The organism is Erythrobacter sp. JB3-1 (assembly GCF_057364995.1).
In genome coordinates, this window is sequence record NZ_CP200289.1 from 1615379 (window position 1) to 1630341 (window position 14963).

General features: G+C 59.8%; 11 protein-coding genes. 7 read left to right on the top strand and 4 right to left on the bottom strand.

Translation table 11 applies throughout. The annotated features are described in order from the left end of the window. Positions 1–30 precede the first annotated feature (30 nt). On the top strand, positions 31–1002 hold the full coding sequence (locus AC0V6M_RS07715) for an SDR family NAD(P)-dependent oxidoreductase (RefSeq protein ID WP_486138238.1): 972 nt from the start codon (positions 31–33) through the stop codon (positions 1000–1002). Beyond that, entirely contained in the window at positions 999–2699 is a 1701-nt protein-coding gene (locus tag AC0V6M_RS07720; protein ID WP_486138239.1) for a solute:sodium symporter family transporter, read from the top strand. The genes AC0V6M_RS07715 and AC0V6M_RS07720 overlap by 4 nt, the downstream gene beginning before the upstream one ends. Here the strand turns inward: AC0V6M_RS07720 and AC0V6M_RS07725 are convergent. From AC0V6M_RS07725 to AC0V6M_RS07740, 4 genes are read right to left on the bottom strand one after another with little or no spacing between them, the layout of a single operon-like run. Further along, the gene (locus tag AC0V6M_RS07725; RefSeq protein WP_486138240.1) at positions 2696–3613 is read right to left on the bottom strand and encodes a TauD/TfdA family dioxygenase; all 918 of its coding nucleotides are present in this window, start codon (positions 3611–3613) and stop codon (positions 2696–2698) included. The two genes, AC0V6M_RS07720 and AC0V6M_RS07725, sit on opposite strands and share 4 nt — an antisense overlap. A gap of 8 nt (positions 3614–3621) precedes the next feature. Next, positions 3622–4575, bottom strand: coding sequence for an aldo/keto reductase (locus AC0V6M_RS07730; RefSeq protein ID WP_486138241.1), 954 nt, complete (start codon positions 4573–4575; stop codon positions 3622–3624). 3 nt (positions 4576–4578) lie between these two features. Next, positions 4579–5658, bottom strand: a complete 1080-nt coding sequence (locus AC0V6M_RS07735; RefSeq protein ID WP_486138242.1) for a Gfo/Idh/MocA family protein — start codon at positions 5656–5658, stop codon at positions 4579–4581. Between the two features lie 39 nt (positions 5659–5697). Further along, positions 5698–7605: a beta-galactosidase gene (locus AC0V6M_RS07740; protein ID WP_486138243.1), complete on the bottom strand. Its 1908-nt coding sequence runs from the start codon at positions 7603–7605 to the stop codon at positions 5698–5700. A 154-nt stretch (positions 7606–7759) separates the two neighbouring features. On the opposite strand from AC0V6M_RS07740, the gene AC0V6M_RS07745 reads away from it, so the two are divergent. From AC0V6M_RS07745 to AC0V6M_RS07765, 5 genes are all read left to right on the top strand, one after another. Beyond that, positions 7760–8770 carry an ArsR/SmtB family transcription factor gene (locus AC0V6M_RS07745; RefSeq protein ID WP_486138244.1) on the top strand — a complete coding sequence of 337 codons (1011 nt, stop codon included), beginning with the start codon at positions 7760–7762 and terminating at the stop codon, positions 8768–8770. Next, on the top strand, positions 8763–9671 hold the full coding sequence (gene metF, locus AC0V6M_RS07750) for a methylenetetrahydrofolate reductase [NAD(P)H] (RefSeq protein WP_486139588.1): 909 nt from the start codon (positions 8763–8765) through the stop codon (positions 9669–9671). The genes AC0V6M_RS07745 and metF overlap by 8 nt, the downstream gene beginning before the upstream one ends. After that, positions 9668–10714, top strand: coding sequence for a homocysteine S-methyltransferase family protein (locus tag AC0V6M_RS07755; protein ID WP_486138245.1), 1047 nt, complete (start codon positions 9668–9670; stop codon positions 10712–10714). The genes metF and AC0V6M_RS07755 overlap by 4 nt, the downstream gene beginning before the upstream one ends. A gap of 300 nt (positions 10715–11014) precedes the next feature. Next, positions 11015–13663 carry a methionine synthase gene (metH, locus tag AC0V6M_RS07760; protein ID WP_486138246.1) on the top strand — a complete coding sequence of 883 codons (2649 nt, stop codon included), beginning with the start codon at positions 11015–11017 and terminating at the stop codon, positions 13661–13663. 31 nt (positions 13664–13694) lie between these two features. Then, positions 13695–14906, top strand: a complete 1212-nt coding sequence (locus tag AC0V6M_RS07765) for a serine hydrolase domain-containing protein (protein WP_486138247.1) — start codon at positions 13695–13697, stop codon at positions 14904–14906. Positions 14907–14963 lie beyond the last annotated feature (57 nt).

Sequence of the window (14963 nt, forward strand, 5' to 3'; positions counted from 1 at the left end):
CGGTGCGGGCTGCCTGATAGGGTCGCCAGCATGGAAGCCAACGCGCAAAAGTGCCCTGAAAAACACGTACTTGTTTTGGGCGCGAGCGGGACGATTGGCCGGGCTGTTGTGGCCGCCCTGTTGTCCGATGGGCACGAAGTGGTCGCAGCGCTGCGGCGCTCACCAGTGGCAGATGCCATCGCTCAAGAGCTCCAGCAAGCAGGCGCTGAATGCCGCTTCGGCGATGTCACTGACCCTGCATCGATTGAGCGCGACCTTCTCCAAGGAGGTCCGTTCGATGCAGTCATCTCGTGCCTCGCCTCTCGCAGCGGCACGGCGAAAGATGCTGAGGCCATTGACTACGCGGCTAATGCGAATGCCCTCGCGGCCGCGAAGGCTGCTGGGACGCGGCATTTCGTATTGCTGTCGGCCATTTGCGTGCAAAAGCCGCTGCTCGCATTCCAGCGCGCAAAGCTGAAGTTCGAGGCGGAGCTTGCCACCTCAGGCCTCACCTATTCAATCGTCCGCCCAACCGCCTTCTTCAAATCCCTATCCGGGCAAGTCAAAGGCGTACAAAAGGGCAAGCCGTTTATGGTGTTCGGCGATGGCGAGCTGACCCGGTGCAAGCCGATCAGCGACGCGGACCTTGCGCGCTTTGTCGCTGATTGCCTTACCGATCCTGAGCGGCACAATCGTATTCTGCCAATTGGCGGGCCGGGGCCAGCGATTGGCCCGCTCGACCAAGCCGCTATGCTGGGCGATGTGTTGGGACGCGAGGTAAAGGTGCGCCGCGTGCCGGTTGGCATGATGAGCGTGTTTGCAGGTCTGTTTGGCCTTGGGGAACGGTGGTCGAGTTGGTGCGCGGAAAAAGCCGAATACGCCCGGATTGCGCGCTATTATGCGACGGAAAGCATGCTGGTGCTCGACCCGGAAACCGGCCAATATGATCCCGATATGACACCCGAATTCGGCGAAGACACCCTGCGCGATCACTATGCGAAACTGCTGGAAACCGCCGCGTGAGCGCAGGAAATCTGCTCTTCACTGCGCTCAGCCGCCTGTTCTTTATGGCGCTGGTCGGATGGATCAGCTGGCTGAAAACGCGCGGGACGGCGGATACCAAAGACGGCTATTTCCTCGCGGGGCGCGGGCTAGGCGCGACCTTTATTGCGGGCTCGCTGCTGCTCACCAATCTTTCCGCAGAGCAGCTGATCGGGCTGAATGGTTCTGCCTATGGCTACAACATGTCGAGCATGGGGTGGGAGGTAACGGCGGCCGTAGCGACCATTGCGATGGCGCTTATATTCCTACCGAAATATCTCGCGGGTGCTTTCACAACTCTGCCGCAATTTTTGAACGACCGGTTCGATCCAGTGGTCCGCAGCATGTCGGTGGTGCTGTTCATGCTCGGATACGGCCTCGTGACGATCCCCAGCGTGCTCTATTCCGGCTCGGTTGCGGTGCTGTTGTTGTTCGATGTGCCTGCGCTTACCGGTCTCGCATATTTCCCGGCATTAGTGATGACGGTGATTGCGATCGGCGTCACTGGCGCGGTCTATGCAATCTTTGGTGGCCTGCGCGCGGTGGCGATTTCTGACACGCTCAATGGCGTGGGCTTGCTCATCATCGGAGTGCTGGTGCCCGTGTTTGGCCTGATCGCTTTGGGCGGCGGCAGCTTTGGTGATGGCCTGGCTCAAATCACGACACAAAACTCGGAGAAACTGAACGCGATTGGCGCGGCGGATGATCCTACGCCGTTCGGCACGATCTTCACCGGCATGATCTTCGCCAACCTGTTTTACTGGTGCACCAATCAATATGTGATCCAGCGCACACTGGGCGCGCAGAGCCTTGCCGAGGGACAAAAGGGCGTCCTGTTCTCCGGCTTTTTTAAGATCCTGGTGCCGTTCATGATGATGATCCCTGGCGTCATCGCATTCCACCTTTATGGTCCGGGGCTGGGTACGATTGATGAGGCCTATCCGAGGCTCATCCGAGACGTCTTACCGGTCTATCTGTCCGGCTTCTTCCTCGCGGTGCTCCTGGGCGCGGTATTCAGCTCGTTCAATTCACTGCTCAATTCCGCTGCCACCCTGTTTGCCTTGGATGTCTATGCGCCCGCGCGCGGCGGCGCAGCGAGCGATGCAGAATTGGTGCGGGTCGCCAAAATTGCCAGCTTGGTGATCGCGCTGTTCTCTTTCGTGGTCGCGCCGCTGCTCTATTTTTCGCCAGAGGGGCTTTGGCAGATCATTCGCGTTTTCACTGGTTTCTACAACATCCCGACGGTGGTGATCGTGATCGTCGGCCTGTTCACTTCCCGCGTTCCTTCGCTGGGCGCGAAGCTGGTGATCATCTTCCATGTGGTCACATACGGTCTCATCCGTTTCGTGTTTGATGATGTGATCACGCTGCACTTCATCCATCTCTATGCGGTGCTGTTCTGGATCGAGGTGGGCATCATGCTGGCCTGCGGCTGGCTGCGTCCGCGCGCAGAGGCGTGGCAATTCACCCGCAAACAGCAGGTCGATATGACGCCGTGGCGCTTTGCAAAGCCGCTGGCGGTGACGCTGTTCGGCTGCGTCGTGGCGACCTACCTGCTGTTCTCGCCGCTGGGGCTGGCGTCGGTTACCGGGCCGGGTGTGGTGTTCGGATTGCTGATCGGTGCTTTGGTAATCGCGAACCTTGGCGTGTGGGGAATGGCCGCGCGCCGAACCGCTTAGGCAATCAGAGAGGCCAGCACCCGGCGTTTGCCCGCGAACGGCCGCCGTCCATGCATCACCTGGTAATTGTCGAGCAAAGCGACATCGCCGGATTGCCACGCCAGATCATGGGTCAGCTCGTCCGCAATGCGGATCGCATCGGCCATGTCCTGCGGCGTGATCGGCTCTCCGCCGCCAAAGGTAATCGCACGGTTAGGATCATTGCGGCTGTCGGCCCAGCCCCTGAAGGCGGCGATCAGCTGGTTGAAAAAGCTGGTGCCGCCGCTGGCAAGCTCGCGCACAGCGGGCAAGGCCGCCGTGGTGACGCGCAGGCTTTCATCCTCCAGCCATTCCCATGAATAGCCGAGCTCTGACAGACGCGCTTCCGCGCCCGCCCGGTCGGCGACACTCAGCGTGCTGCGCCAGCTGCGCCCTTGGCCAGAACCGGCATCATCGCGCCCCGGCATGACATTGGTGTAGCGCACGCCCTCGGCCTCGACGCGCGCGACGAATTCCGGATTGGCGGCGCGCAATTGATCGAGCACCCAGTCGGACCGGCACAGCGGCGTCGCTCCGCCGCTTTGCGCTGCGATCTCACAATAGAAAAACAGTTTTGCAGGAAACAGCGGAGTCTGAGCCATCTCGTGATGCAGGAAAATCTCTGTCTCTGGCGGCGCTTCATTGGCGGTAAAGACGCGCGGCGTCACATTGGTGCGCACCGCATTGGAGAGCGAATCTTCATAGGTGAACCCAGCCTCACCATAAGCTTCAATCGCTGCATCGAAGGCGAGGGGGTCTAGCACATCGAACCCGCGAAACAGCAGCGCGCCAGCATGATCCAGCGCCGCATCGACCGCTGGCTTATTCGCGCTGATGAACGTGCTAAGATCGCCGCCTCCGGTGATGAGGGCTGGGAATTCGGGGGTGTCACTCATCGCGCCGCTCAATCGTAAATCGGGTGGAAGGTGCCGAACGCCGCCTCAGCGAACACGCCAGGATCGTTGAACCGGCGGTCCTGATTGAGCGCGCTGATCGCGGCCATCTCAACCTGGCTCAGTTCAAAATCATCAATGCTCAGATTTTCACGCATCCGCTCCGGCTTGGTGGTCTTTGGGATCACCGCCGTGCCGCGCTGCACGCCCCAGCGCAGCACAACTTGCGCCGCCGTTTTGCCATGGGACTGAGCCGCCACCATGACGGGAGCAGAGCCAAGCACGCTTTCTTCCTTGTCCGCCATGTCGAGCTCGAAATAGCTCTGCGCGCCGAGCGGGGAAAAGGCGGTGACAGGAATGCCGTGAGCGCCAGCGCAGCGGATCAGCTTTTCTTGTGTCAGAAACGGGTGCGATTCCACTTGCAGCATCGCTGGTTCGATCCGCGCATAGCTCATCAAATCGTGGATCAGGCCGGTGTTGTAGTTGCATACGCCGATCTGCTTCACGAGCCCCTTATCGACCAGAGCCTCCATCGCTGCCCATGTCGCATGCAGCGGAACCTTGGCCAGTTTCATGCCGGAGTTCGCGGCGGGATCATGCACCCATTCGGGCGGATAGCGTGTCTCAATAGGCACATATTCAAGCGCGATCGGGAAGTGGATCAGATAGAGGTCAAGCTGCTCGACGCCTAGGTCATCCAGAGATTTGCGGCATGCTTCTTCGACATGTTCGGGCGCGTGGAATGTGTTCCACAGTTTTGAGGTGATCCACAGTTCATCGCGGGTCACCAGACCTTCCGCGATCGCCCGCGCGATGCCCTGGCCGGTTTCAATTTCATTGCCGTAATCCGCCGCGCTGTCGAAATGACGATAGCCTGCGCGGATCGCCTCAACTACTGTTGCTGCCGTATCTTCGCGCGGGATTTTCCAAAGGCCAAAGCCGATTGGGGGCAGGATTTGCGGCATAGTCTAACCTTCGTCTGAGAAATTGAGTTCGACCGGCTGGCCGGTGGCGATGCTTTGCTGGGCAGAAGCGCCGATGACAACCGAGCGATAGCCATCGCGAGCCGTGATCAGCGGACCGCCGCCGCTGAGCAGGGCCGCGTGAAAATCGCGCAGCTGATAATATGTTGCCCCGTGATGATCACCAGCGGCGAGGGCATCGGCGGGGGTTTCGACCGTTTCGCGGTGCGGACCAGACTTGTCACGTGGGGACCAGATCACTTGCCCGCGCGGCAGCTTCACTTCCATCTTGCCGATGGGGCCGGCCGCGCTGATTTCTTCTTGCTGCTCAGACCCTTCGGCAAACATGCACAGGTCCAGCACAGCGCGCGCGCCACCGGCGAAATCCACCATCACAAAGGCGTTGTCGATAATGTCCGGCGTCTTGCCGCCATATGTTTCATCGAGGTGGTTTACGTCCTGAGCGCCGCTGGCAAACACGCGCACGGGTTCATCACGCAGGATGTGCCGCATCAGATCGAAGAAGTGGCAGCATTTCTCCACCAGAGTGCCGCCAGTGTTGCGGTTGAAACGGTTCCAATCGCCGACTTTTTCGAGGAATGGGAAGCGGTGCTCGCGAATGGCCAGCATTTTGATATCGCCCGCCTCGCCAGCATGAACCCGCTCAACAAAACGCGTGACAGGCGGCATGTAGCGGTATTCGAGACCAACCCAGAAAAGCCCCTCATAGTCGCGTGCGGCTTTGGCCAGCGCCTCTGCATCATTGACGCAGGTACACATTGGCTTTTCGAGCAGCACCGCGCAGCCTGCGTCCATGACCGGCGCAACGACCTCGTAATGCGTAAAATTGGGCGATGCGATGATGACGGCGTCGGGCTTCGCCTCGCGCAGCATTGCGGCGTTGTCATCATGGCAGGTGATGGTCTGGCCAAGCTCGCTTGCGAGCGCAGCGGCGGCGCTGCGTGACCCGGCATCGGGATCGGCAATCGCAACTAGCTCCGTGCCGGAAACCAGCGCCAAGTTCTGCATATGCTCGCGGCCCATCATGCCGCATCCGATGATTGCGTATTTGCGTGCGGTGCTCATGGCTGGCTCATGTCTGCGCGGCGGCGGAATGGCAAGTCATCATGCGCGGCGTTGACTAATCGCATAGCCAGCGGGCGCAATTTCCTCACCGGTTTCAGGCCAAACCACAGGCTCGCTGGAATAGTTGAACGCGAAGATATGCGAGACGCTGCGGCGGGTGCGCAAACCCTCGGGCAGGGCTGTAAGAGCAACACCCGCTTCGCTCGCCATGCGCTCTATGAGCTGATCCAGCAAGGCGCGATCCGGCCAGATGGAGACATAGCGGCGACCTCCTTGCTTATAGACCACGCCACCGCCGTCAGCGTCGGCAAATTCGGGCTCGAGGTCGCTGGATATGTCCTCGCGCCAGCGGGCGATTTCAAAGCCTTGGCCCGGCTCGATCACACCATCGCGAATGCTCTCGGCGCGTGTGACTTTGAGCGCGAATAGCTCCTGCAAAACGCCGGGTGCCAAATTGTCAGGAATGCAGAAGCTGCTCGTTTTGCTGCCAGAGCGCGGGCCGATCAGCACGGGGCAATTAAGCGCCGCCAGCTTCTCCGGGAAGCCATCTGGCACAATCGGCAGGGTTGGGATGACGACCATTTGATAGTCCGTTAGGTCTGCGGCGGGCGAGATGATATCGACGTCTAACCCCGCGCGGCGCAGCGCCGAGTACTGCTCGTACACCAGCTCTAAATAGCGGAAGCTCTTTCCCTGCGGCTGGATGCCGCATACCCAAGCGGCCTCGTAAGAGAACACCAGAGCGACAGGCGCGCGGGCTGCCTCTTGCGGGCCAATGTCCGCAATCATGCGCGCGGCCTCTCGCACTTCGTCGGCTGCTGGCGCTTCTTCGCTGTCGGGCCTCAGCAGGCCTGCGTGCATTTGCTCCTGTGCAAATGGGGCCTGCCGCCAGCGGAAATAGCTGGTGAATTCCGCCCCATGCGCCATCGCCTCCATCGTCCATAGCGCCACCATTCCAGGCAGAGGCGCGGGGTTGAAACGCGCCCAGTTCACCGGGCCGGGTTGCTGCTCCATCACGCCCCAGCGCTCACCAGTGCAGCCGCGATACAGATCGTGGTGAAAGGCGGCTATATCGGGGTGGCCTTGGCGCAGGAAGTCTCGCTTTTCCTCTTCGCTGAACCAGAATTGCTCCAGAAATCCGAGCGGGTAGCTGTCCCACGTCGCGACATCTAAATCCTGGCTGACGTCGTAGTGATCGAATTCGGTGAAGAACCCCATGAAATTGTGCGTGATATCGCGCTTCGGCGATACCGCGCGCAGAATTTCGGTCTGCTCCCGGTTGAAGCTGGCGACCTCGTCGGAGGCAAATCGGCGGTAGTCGAGCCAATGCGCTGGGTTTGCCTCGGTTACGGTGAGGTGCGGCGGATCGACCCCAGCAAAGGTGTGATATTCCATGCTCCAGAACACATTGCCCCACGCGGCATTCAGCACATCGACATCGCCGTATCGCGCGGCAAGCCATTCGCGGAAACGCTCAGCGGCGGCCTTTGAAAAGCTCAAGACCGTGTCATGACAGCCATATTCATTGTCGGTTTGCCACATGGTGATCGCAGGATGAGTGCCATAACGCTCTGCCATCGCGTTGGTGATCCGGCGGCTCTCGGCGCGGTACCCCAGATGTGAGAAGCAATAATGCCGCCGCGAGCCAAAGCCGCGCGGACGGCCCTGCTCGTCAATCGCGACCATGTCCGGCATTTGATCGACCAGCCATTTGGGCGGCGTCGCAGTGGGCGTGCCAAGGATGATTTTGAGGCCCGCATCGGCGAGCCTCTCAATCGCCCGGTCGAGCCAATCCCACTCAAACTTGCCCGGCTGCGGCTCAATCCGGCTCCAGGCAAATTCGCCGATCCGCACCAGAGACAGGCCCATTTCGGCCATGCGCCGCGCATCATCGGCCCACATATCCTCCGGCCAATGTTCAGGATAATAGCAGCAACCCAGCTTCATTTTGCGCGTCCTTTGGCGTTTTCGAAAGCGGGGTTTCGCGCCCGGCGGATCAGAATGCAAGTCCGCGCGTTGTTACTGCGAGCAGCTAAGGGTTAACTCCTATGACCTTGGTGCATTTACAGATATAAAAATATCTTTATATGTTGTCCTCACGATGAATATCGACACAATCTTCCGCGCGCTGGCCGACCCCACTCGGCTGCGCATCATGCGCCTGCTTTCGGCGATGGAATTGGCTGTGGGCGAACTCGCGCAGGTGCTCGGGCAGAGCCAGCCTCGCGTCTCGCGCCATGTGGGGATTTTATGCGATGCGGGTCTGGCGGAGCGCCGGCGCGAGGGCGGCTGGGTGTTTCTGCGCATGCAGGGCGGGGCGGAGCAAGCCTCTCCCGTGGTTGAGGCGGTTGCTAGGTTGCTGGCTATCGCTGAGACGGAAGATCAGGATTTTGGCCAAGCCTGCGCAGAGGATATGCGCAAACTCGCGGCGATTCGTACCGCCCGCGAAGAGGCCGCCGAGGGTTACTTTGCCCGCCATGCCAGCGAATGGGATGAGCTGCGACGCCTGCACAGCTCAGACAGTGAGGTTGAAAAGGCTTTGACGCGCGCTCTGGGCGAAGCGCCGCTGGGAACGTTGCTGGATATTGGCACGGGAACAGGCCGCATGGCGGAATTGTTCGCAGGCAGCGCGGAGCGGATTGTCGCGCTGGATAAGAGCCTCGAGATGCTGCGGATCGCGCGGGCTAAGCTGCAGCATCTGCCGACTGAGCAAATCGAACTGGTGCAGGGTGATCTTGGCGATCTACCCTTTGCCGCCGCGAGCTTTGATACCATTGTGATCCACCAAGTGCTTCATTTCGTGCAAGACCCTTCGCTTGCACTTCTCGAAGCGGCACGCGTCACGCGGCCCGGCGGGCGGATCGCGATCGTCGATTTTGCCGCGCACAATCACGAAGAATTGCGCGATCGGCACGCCCACGCTCGCCTCGGCTTTTCCGATGCGCAATTGTGCGACCTCTTGTTTGACGCAGGCTTTGAGCCCGAATTGCCGCAAGCGCTCGATGGCGAGCAGCCGACCGTGAAAATCTGGCTCGGCGAACGCCGCAGTAACTCTCTCTCAACCCCGCTAAGGAACGCACAGCGTGAGCCCGACCCTCGATCAAATGCATGAAGCACGCACGGCTTTGGATACGCCGCTTTTCTCCGGATTGCCCGGTGACATTGATATCAGCTTTGAATTCTTCCCGCCCAAATCGGAAAAGATGGCAGAGACCCTGTGGAGCAGTGTCGACACGCTTTCGCCGCTGGGGCCGCGCTTTGTCTCGGTGACCTATGGCGCCGGTGGATCGACGCGAGAGCGGACCCATGAGCAAGTCGTGCGGATCCAAAACGAAGCGAGTATTCCAGCCGCTGCGCATCTGACCTGCGTCAACGCAACCCGCGAAGAGGTCGACGCAGTGGCGCGGCATTATTGGGAAAGCGGCATCCGCCACATCGTTGCCTTGCGCGGAGACCCGCCTGAGGACGTGGGCGGGTACACGCCGCACCCCGGTGGATACGCCAATGCTGTCGAGCTGATTGCGGGTTTAAAGAAGGTCGCTGATTTTGAGATATCCGTCGCGGCCTATCCAGAGGTTCACCCGGATTCCCCCGATGCGCAGGCCGATATCGACAATTTGAAAGCGAAGTTTGAGGCCGGCGCAACCCGCGCCATCACTCAGTTCTTTTTTGAGCCGGAGTGCTTCTTCCGCTTCCGCGACAAGGCGGCGGCGGCCGGGATCAATGGTGAGATTGTGCCAGGCATTATGCCGGTGATGAGCTTCGCCGCGGTTCAGCGCATGTCCGGCATGTGCGGCACGGCGATACCAGCTTGGATGGAAGGCCTGTTTGACGGATTGGACGAACGCCCTGCTGCGCGCCAGCTGGTCTCTGCGACGATTGCCGCAGAGCTGTGCCGCAAGCTTTATGCGGGCGGTGTGCGCCAGTTTCATTTTTACACGCTCAACCGTGCGGAGCTCAGCTATGCGATTTGTCATATGCTTGGCAAACGTCCGTTGGGAGAAGCGGCGTGAGCGCGCGGGAAGCTCTGCTGGCGGAAGCTGAGAAGCGCGTGCTGATCTTTGACGGCGCGTTCGGGACGCAAATCCAGGAACGCAAGCTGACCGAAGAGGACTATGCCGGTGATCTGGGTCTTAAGGCCGATCAAAAGGGCAATAATGATATTCTCGCCTTGACCCGGCCAGATGTGATCGAAGACATCACGCGCGCCTATCTGGATGCGGGATCGGACGTGATCTCCACCAACACGTTTTCAGCCAACCAGATCAGCCAAGCGGATTATGCAGCCGAGGATCAGGTAGCTGCGATCAACATCGCCAGTGGCAAAATCGCCCGCGCACTCGCCGATGAATATGCGGCGAAAGACGGCCGTCCGCGCTTCGTCGCAGGCGCGATAGGCCCAACCAATAAGACCCTGTCGCTGAGCCCTGATGTCGAAGACCCCGGCTTTCGCGAAATCGACTTTGATGAGCTGACCGCCGTCTACAAGGAACAGGCCTCCGCTCTGATCGAGGGTGGGTGCGATTTCATTCTGATCGAAACCGTGTTCGATACGCTGAATGCCAAGGCAGGCATTATGGCGGTGAAGCAGCTGGAGGCTGATCTGAGCCGCGAAGTGCCAGTGATGATTTCGATGACGCTCACCGATCTGTCAGGCCGCAACCTCTCGGGCCACACGGTCGAGGCGTTCTGGTATGCCGTCCGCCACGCCAATCCGATCACCATCGGTCTCAATTGCAGCTTCGGCGCGGATCAACTGCGCCCGCATGTTCAGGTTCTCTCAGGCATCGCCGACACCTTGCTGATGGCCTATCCCAATGCCGGCCTGCCCAATGAGCTGGGCGAATATGACGAAATGCCGGAGACCACGGCTGGTCTGGTCAAGCAATGGGCCGAGAACGGCCAGGCGAATATTCTGGGTGGTTGCTGCGGGTCTTCACCCGCGCATATTCAGGCGATTGCCGATGCGGTTGCGGGCCTTCCCCCGCGCAAAGTGCCTTCGCCAGAAACGGCAATGCGCCTTGCTGGGCTCGAACCCTTTACGGTGGCCGCCTGAAAATGACAGGAAAGGTGGCTTGTCCCGAATGTAACCAAGATTGGCTCTTGCTGTTATCATATCAGAAAAGGGCGAAAAAGCAGGTTGGTGCACCGAACGATACGGCACCAGTCGTGCTCATAGTTTGCCCGGAATGTGAGGCCATGTGGGACGGCGATCGCACAGCCTCCAACTGGCAACAAAATCGAACCAATGAGCGTGCACATGGGATTAGCGACATTTGGAAGGAATGCGAGGAAATCGGGTTCCACCGCGTCTGAAGCGTCGCCCCCTTTGCTCCAAAAAGAATAGATCGAAAATATGGCAAACAATTCTGCTCAATCCTCCGCACGCTTCATCAATGTTGGTGAGCGCACCAATGTCACCGGCAGCGCCCGGTTCAAGAAACTCATCATGGCGGATGATTACGCCGCCGCGGTCGAGGTCGCGCGGCAGCAGGTCGAAAACGGCGCTCAGGTGATCGACGTCAATATGGACGAAGGGCTGCTCGATGCCGTTCACGCCATGACGACATTCCTCAAACTGATCGCAGCAGAGCCTGATATCGCCCGCGTTCCGGTGATGATCGACAGCTCCAAATGGGAGGTGATCGAGGCCGGATTGAAATGCGTCTCCGGCAAGCCGATTGTGAACTCAATCTCGATGAAGGAAGGCGAAGAGCCGTTCCTTGAGCAAGCGCGCAAATGCATGGCCTACGGTGCGGCTGTGGTGGTGATGGCGTTTGACGAGACGGGACAGGCGGACACCAAGGCGCGCAAGGTTGAGATTTGCAGCCGCGCTTACGAGCTGCTCACCAGCATCGGGTTTCCACCGGAAGATATCATCTTTGATCCCAACGTCTTCGCGGTCGCCACCGGCATCGAAGAACATGACCGCTATGGCCTCGACTTCATTGAGGCTGTGCGCGAGATCAAGGCTGCGTGCCCGCATGTGAAAACCAGCGGGGGGCTGTCCAACCTCTCTTTCAGCTTTCGCGGGAACGAGACAGTGCGCCGCGCGATGCACTCCGTTTTTCTCTATCACGCGATCCCCGCCGGGCTCGACATGGCGATCGTGAATGCCGGGCAATTGGATGTTTATGACACGATTGATCCCGTGCTGCGCGATGCGTGCGAAGATGTGATCCTGATGCGTCCGGTGGATGGGGAAGACAGCGCGACCGAGCGGCTGATCAATCTCGCAGAGAGCTTCAAAGGCAAATCAAAAGAAGACGATAAGCAGGCGGCGGAATGGCGCGGCTGGGAAGTTCGAAAGCGATTGGAACATGCGCTGGTCAAAGGGATCGATGCGCATATCGTCGATGATACCGAAGAAATGCGCAGCGCCACTGCCGACGCAGGTGGCCGCCCGATTGAAGTGATCGAAGGCCCGCTGATGGACGGCATGAATGTCGTCGGCGATCTGTTCGGCAGCGGCAAAATGTTCCTGCCGCAAGTGGTGAAATCCGCGCGCGTTATGAAAAAGGCCGTCGCGCATTTGATCCCGTTTATCGAGGCGGAGAAGGATTTGCTGCCGGAGGCTGAACGTAAGGCCAAAGGCAAGATCATCATGGCGACCGTAAAGGGCGACGTGCACGATATCGGCAAGAACATCGTCGGCGTTGTCCTGCAATGCAATGGCTATGAAGTTATCGACCTTGGCGTGATGGTGCCGTGGCCGAAGATCCTGGAAACGGCGAACGATAACAATGTCGATATGATCGGCCTCTCCGGCCTGATCACCCCGTCGCTCGATGAGATGGTGACCGTGGCCGAAGAAATGCAGCGCGCGGAGATGACGATGCCGCTGCTGATCGGCGGGGCGACCACCAGCAAGGTTCACACCGCGCTTAAAATTGATCCAGCCTACGACGGCCCGGTGATCCATGTGCTCGATGCGAGCCGTGCGGTTGGCGTGGCGAGTAAGCTGCTGTCCGATACTCAGCGCGACGGATTTGTTGGCGACACCGCCGGTGAATACACCAAGGTGCGCGAAGCGCGGGCAGGCAAAACGCCGAGCGTTCTGCTGAGCCTCGAAGATGCGCGGGCCAATTATTACGACGCCTACCTCAGCGACAAACCCGCCCCGCCGCTCAATCCCGGCGTGCATGTGTTTGACGATTGGGATTTGGCGGATCTCAGGCAATATATCGATTGGACGCCATTCTTCCGCGCTTGGGAGCTGCACGGCAATTATCCTGCGATCCTGTCGGATGATGTGGTGGGCGAAACCGCCAGCCAGCTGTTCGATGATGCCAATGCCATGCTCGACCAGATCATTGCGGAAAAATGGCTGACCGCGCGCGGTGTGGCGGGCCTTTGGCCCTGCGCACGCGACGGCGATGACGTGACGATCCACCGCGTCCGGCGCGAGGAGCATGTGACGCTGCCGTTCCTGCGCCAGCAGGTGAAGAAATCGCGCGACCGGGCCAACATGTGCCTAGCCGACTTTATTGATCCCGATGGCGATTGGATCGGCGGCTTTGCGGTCGGCATTCATGGGATTGAGCCGCATTCGGCCCGCTTCCAAGCGGATAAGGACGACTATTCTGATATCCTGCTGAAAGCGCTGGCGGACCGATTTGCCGAGGCCTTTGCCGAGCGTCTGCACCTGCACACTCGCACCGATCTGTGGGGCTATGCCCCCGGTGAGCAGCCGACCAATGAAGCGCTGATCAAAGAGCAATATCGCGGTATTCGCCCGGCGCCGGGCTATCCAGCGTGTCCTGACCACTCGCTGAAGCCGATCCTGTTTGAACTGCTCGAAGCAGAGAAGAACGTCGGACTAGAGCTAACTGAGAGCTTCGCGATGTATCCAACAGCGGCCGTCTCAGGTTTCTATTTCGGGCATCCAGAATCGCAATACTTCGGGGTCGCGCGCGTCGGGCGCGATCAGCCGGAGGACTATGCAGCGCGGCGCGGGGTTGATATCGCGACGGCGGAGCGCTGGCTGCGTCCTAATTTGGATTGATTGTGCTAGGTTTAGCGGCAATGCTCAGGCTATGTATGCTCGATTGCTTGCTCCGCTGCTCCTTGCTCTGCCGATGACATCCGCCTGCGCGACCATACCGGACATCGACGCCGGTCCGCCGCCCGCGACGGTGGTGGTGGCGTTCGACCGAGAGACGATCAAACCGCTGATCGTCGAGGGTGTGCGCAATCGGGAGCGCGGCGAGGCGGTCGAAGCCAACGATCCGGTGCGCATCGCGAGCATTTCAAAGCTGATCATGGCGCTCGCGACCTTGCGGCTGGTCGATGAGGGCAAGGTCGTTCTGGATGCGGATGTGTCGGACTATCTGGGCTGGCAGGTTCGCTCGCCCAACTTTCCCGATGCCAAGGTGACTTTGGCGCAATTGCTGTCTCACCGATCCGGCCTGCGCGACAATGCGGGCTACGTCATTCCGCTCGGCGAAAGCCTGGAGGCGAAGCTTGCTGAGCCAGACGCGTGGTATGCCGACAGCCCGCCTGGAGAGGCTCCGTTTGAATACGCGAACCTCGGATCGCCCGTGGTGGCGACCGTGCTGGAAGCCGCGACGGGTGAGCGATATGACCGCATTTTGGAGCGCACGGTGTTTGCTCCGCTGGGCATTGAAGCATGCGTCAACTGGATCGGGTGCAGCGAGGATCAGGCAAGCCGCGCCGTCACGCTTTACCGCGATACTGGCGAGGTCGCCCGCGATGAGCCAAGCGATCTGCCGCCCAATTGCACTGTACCCGTGAAGGAGGGCACTGCATGCGATCTTGATAGCTATGTGCCCGGCACCAACGCCTCGATCTTCTCACCTCAAGGTGGGGTGCGGATCGGGATGATGGATCTCGCCAAGATTGGGCGGGAGTTGACCAAACGCCATACCGACAGTTTCCTGTCATTTGACTCACTTGGCATGTTTATTTTTTCGATGATGCATAAACCTGGGCCAGGACAGGAGTTCTTTTGTGTTTACGGACTTGGCGTTCAAATGATTGAGGCCCCCCAAGAAACGTGTTCCGATGGGCTCTTCGATGACGGTTTGTCGCGCATTGGCCATGCTGGTGAAGCCTATGGTCTTCGTTCAGGGCTGTGGCTCGACGCAGTCGGTGGCACGGGAATAGCTTACTTCACCACCGCCGTTCCCCCGCGCCAAGGGGCCGAAGACGAGGGCGGGTTCTCACAGCGAGAAATCAACCTAATGGCGCGCGCTCAGGCGCTGCTGGCTGAGCAAAATTCCAACTGATCGCACGATTGTTTCGCGTTTTCCCGGATAATGCTTGGCGGAGATTGACGCACCCCT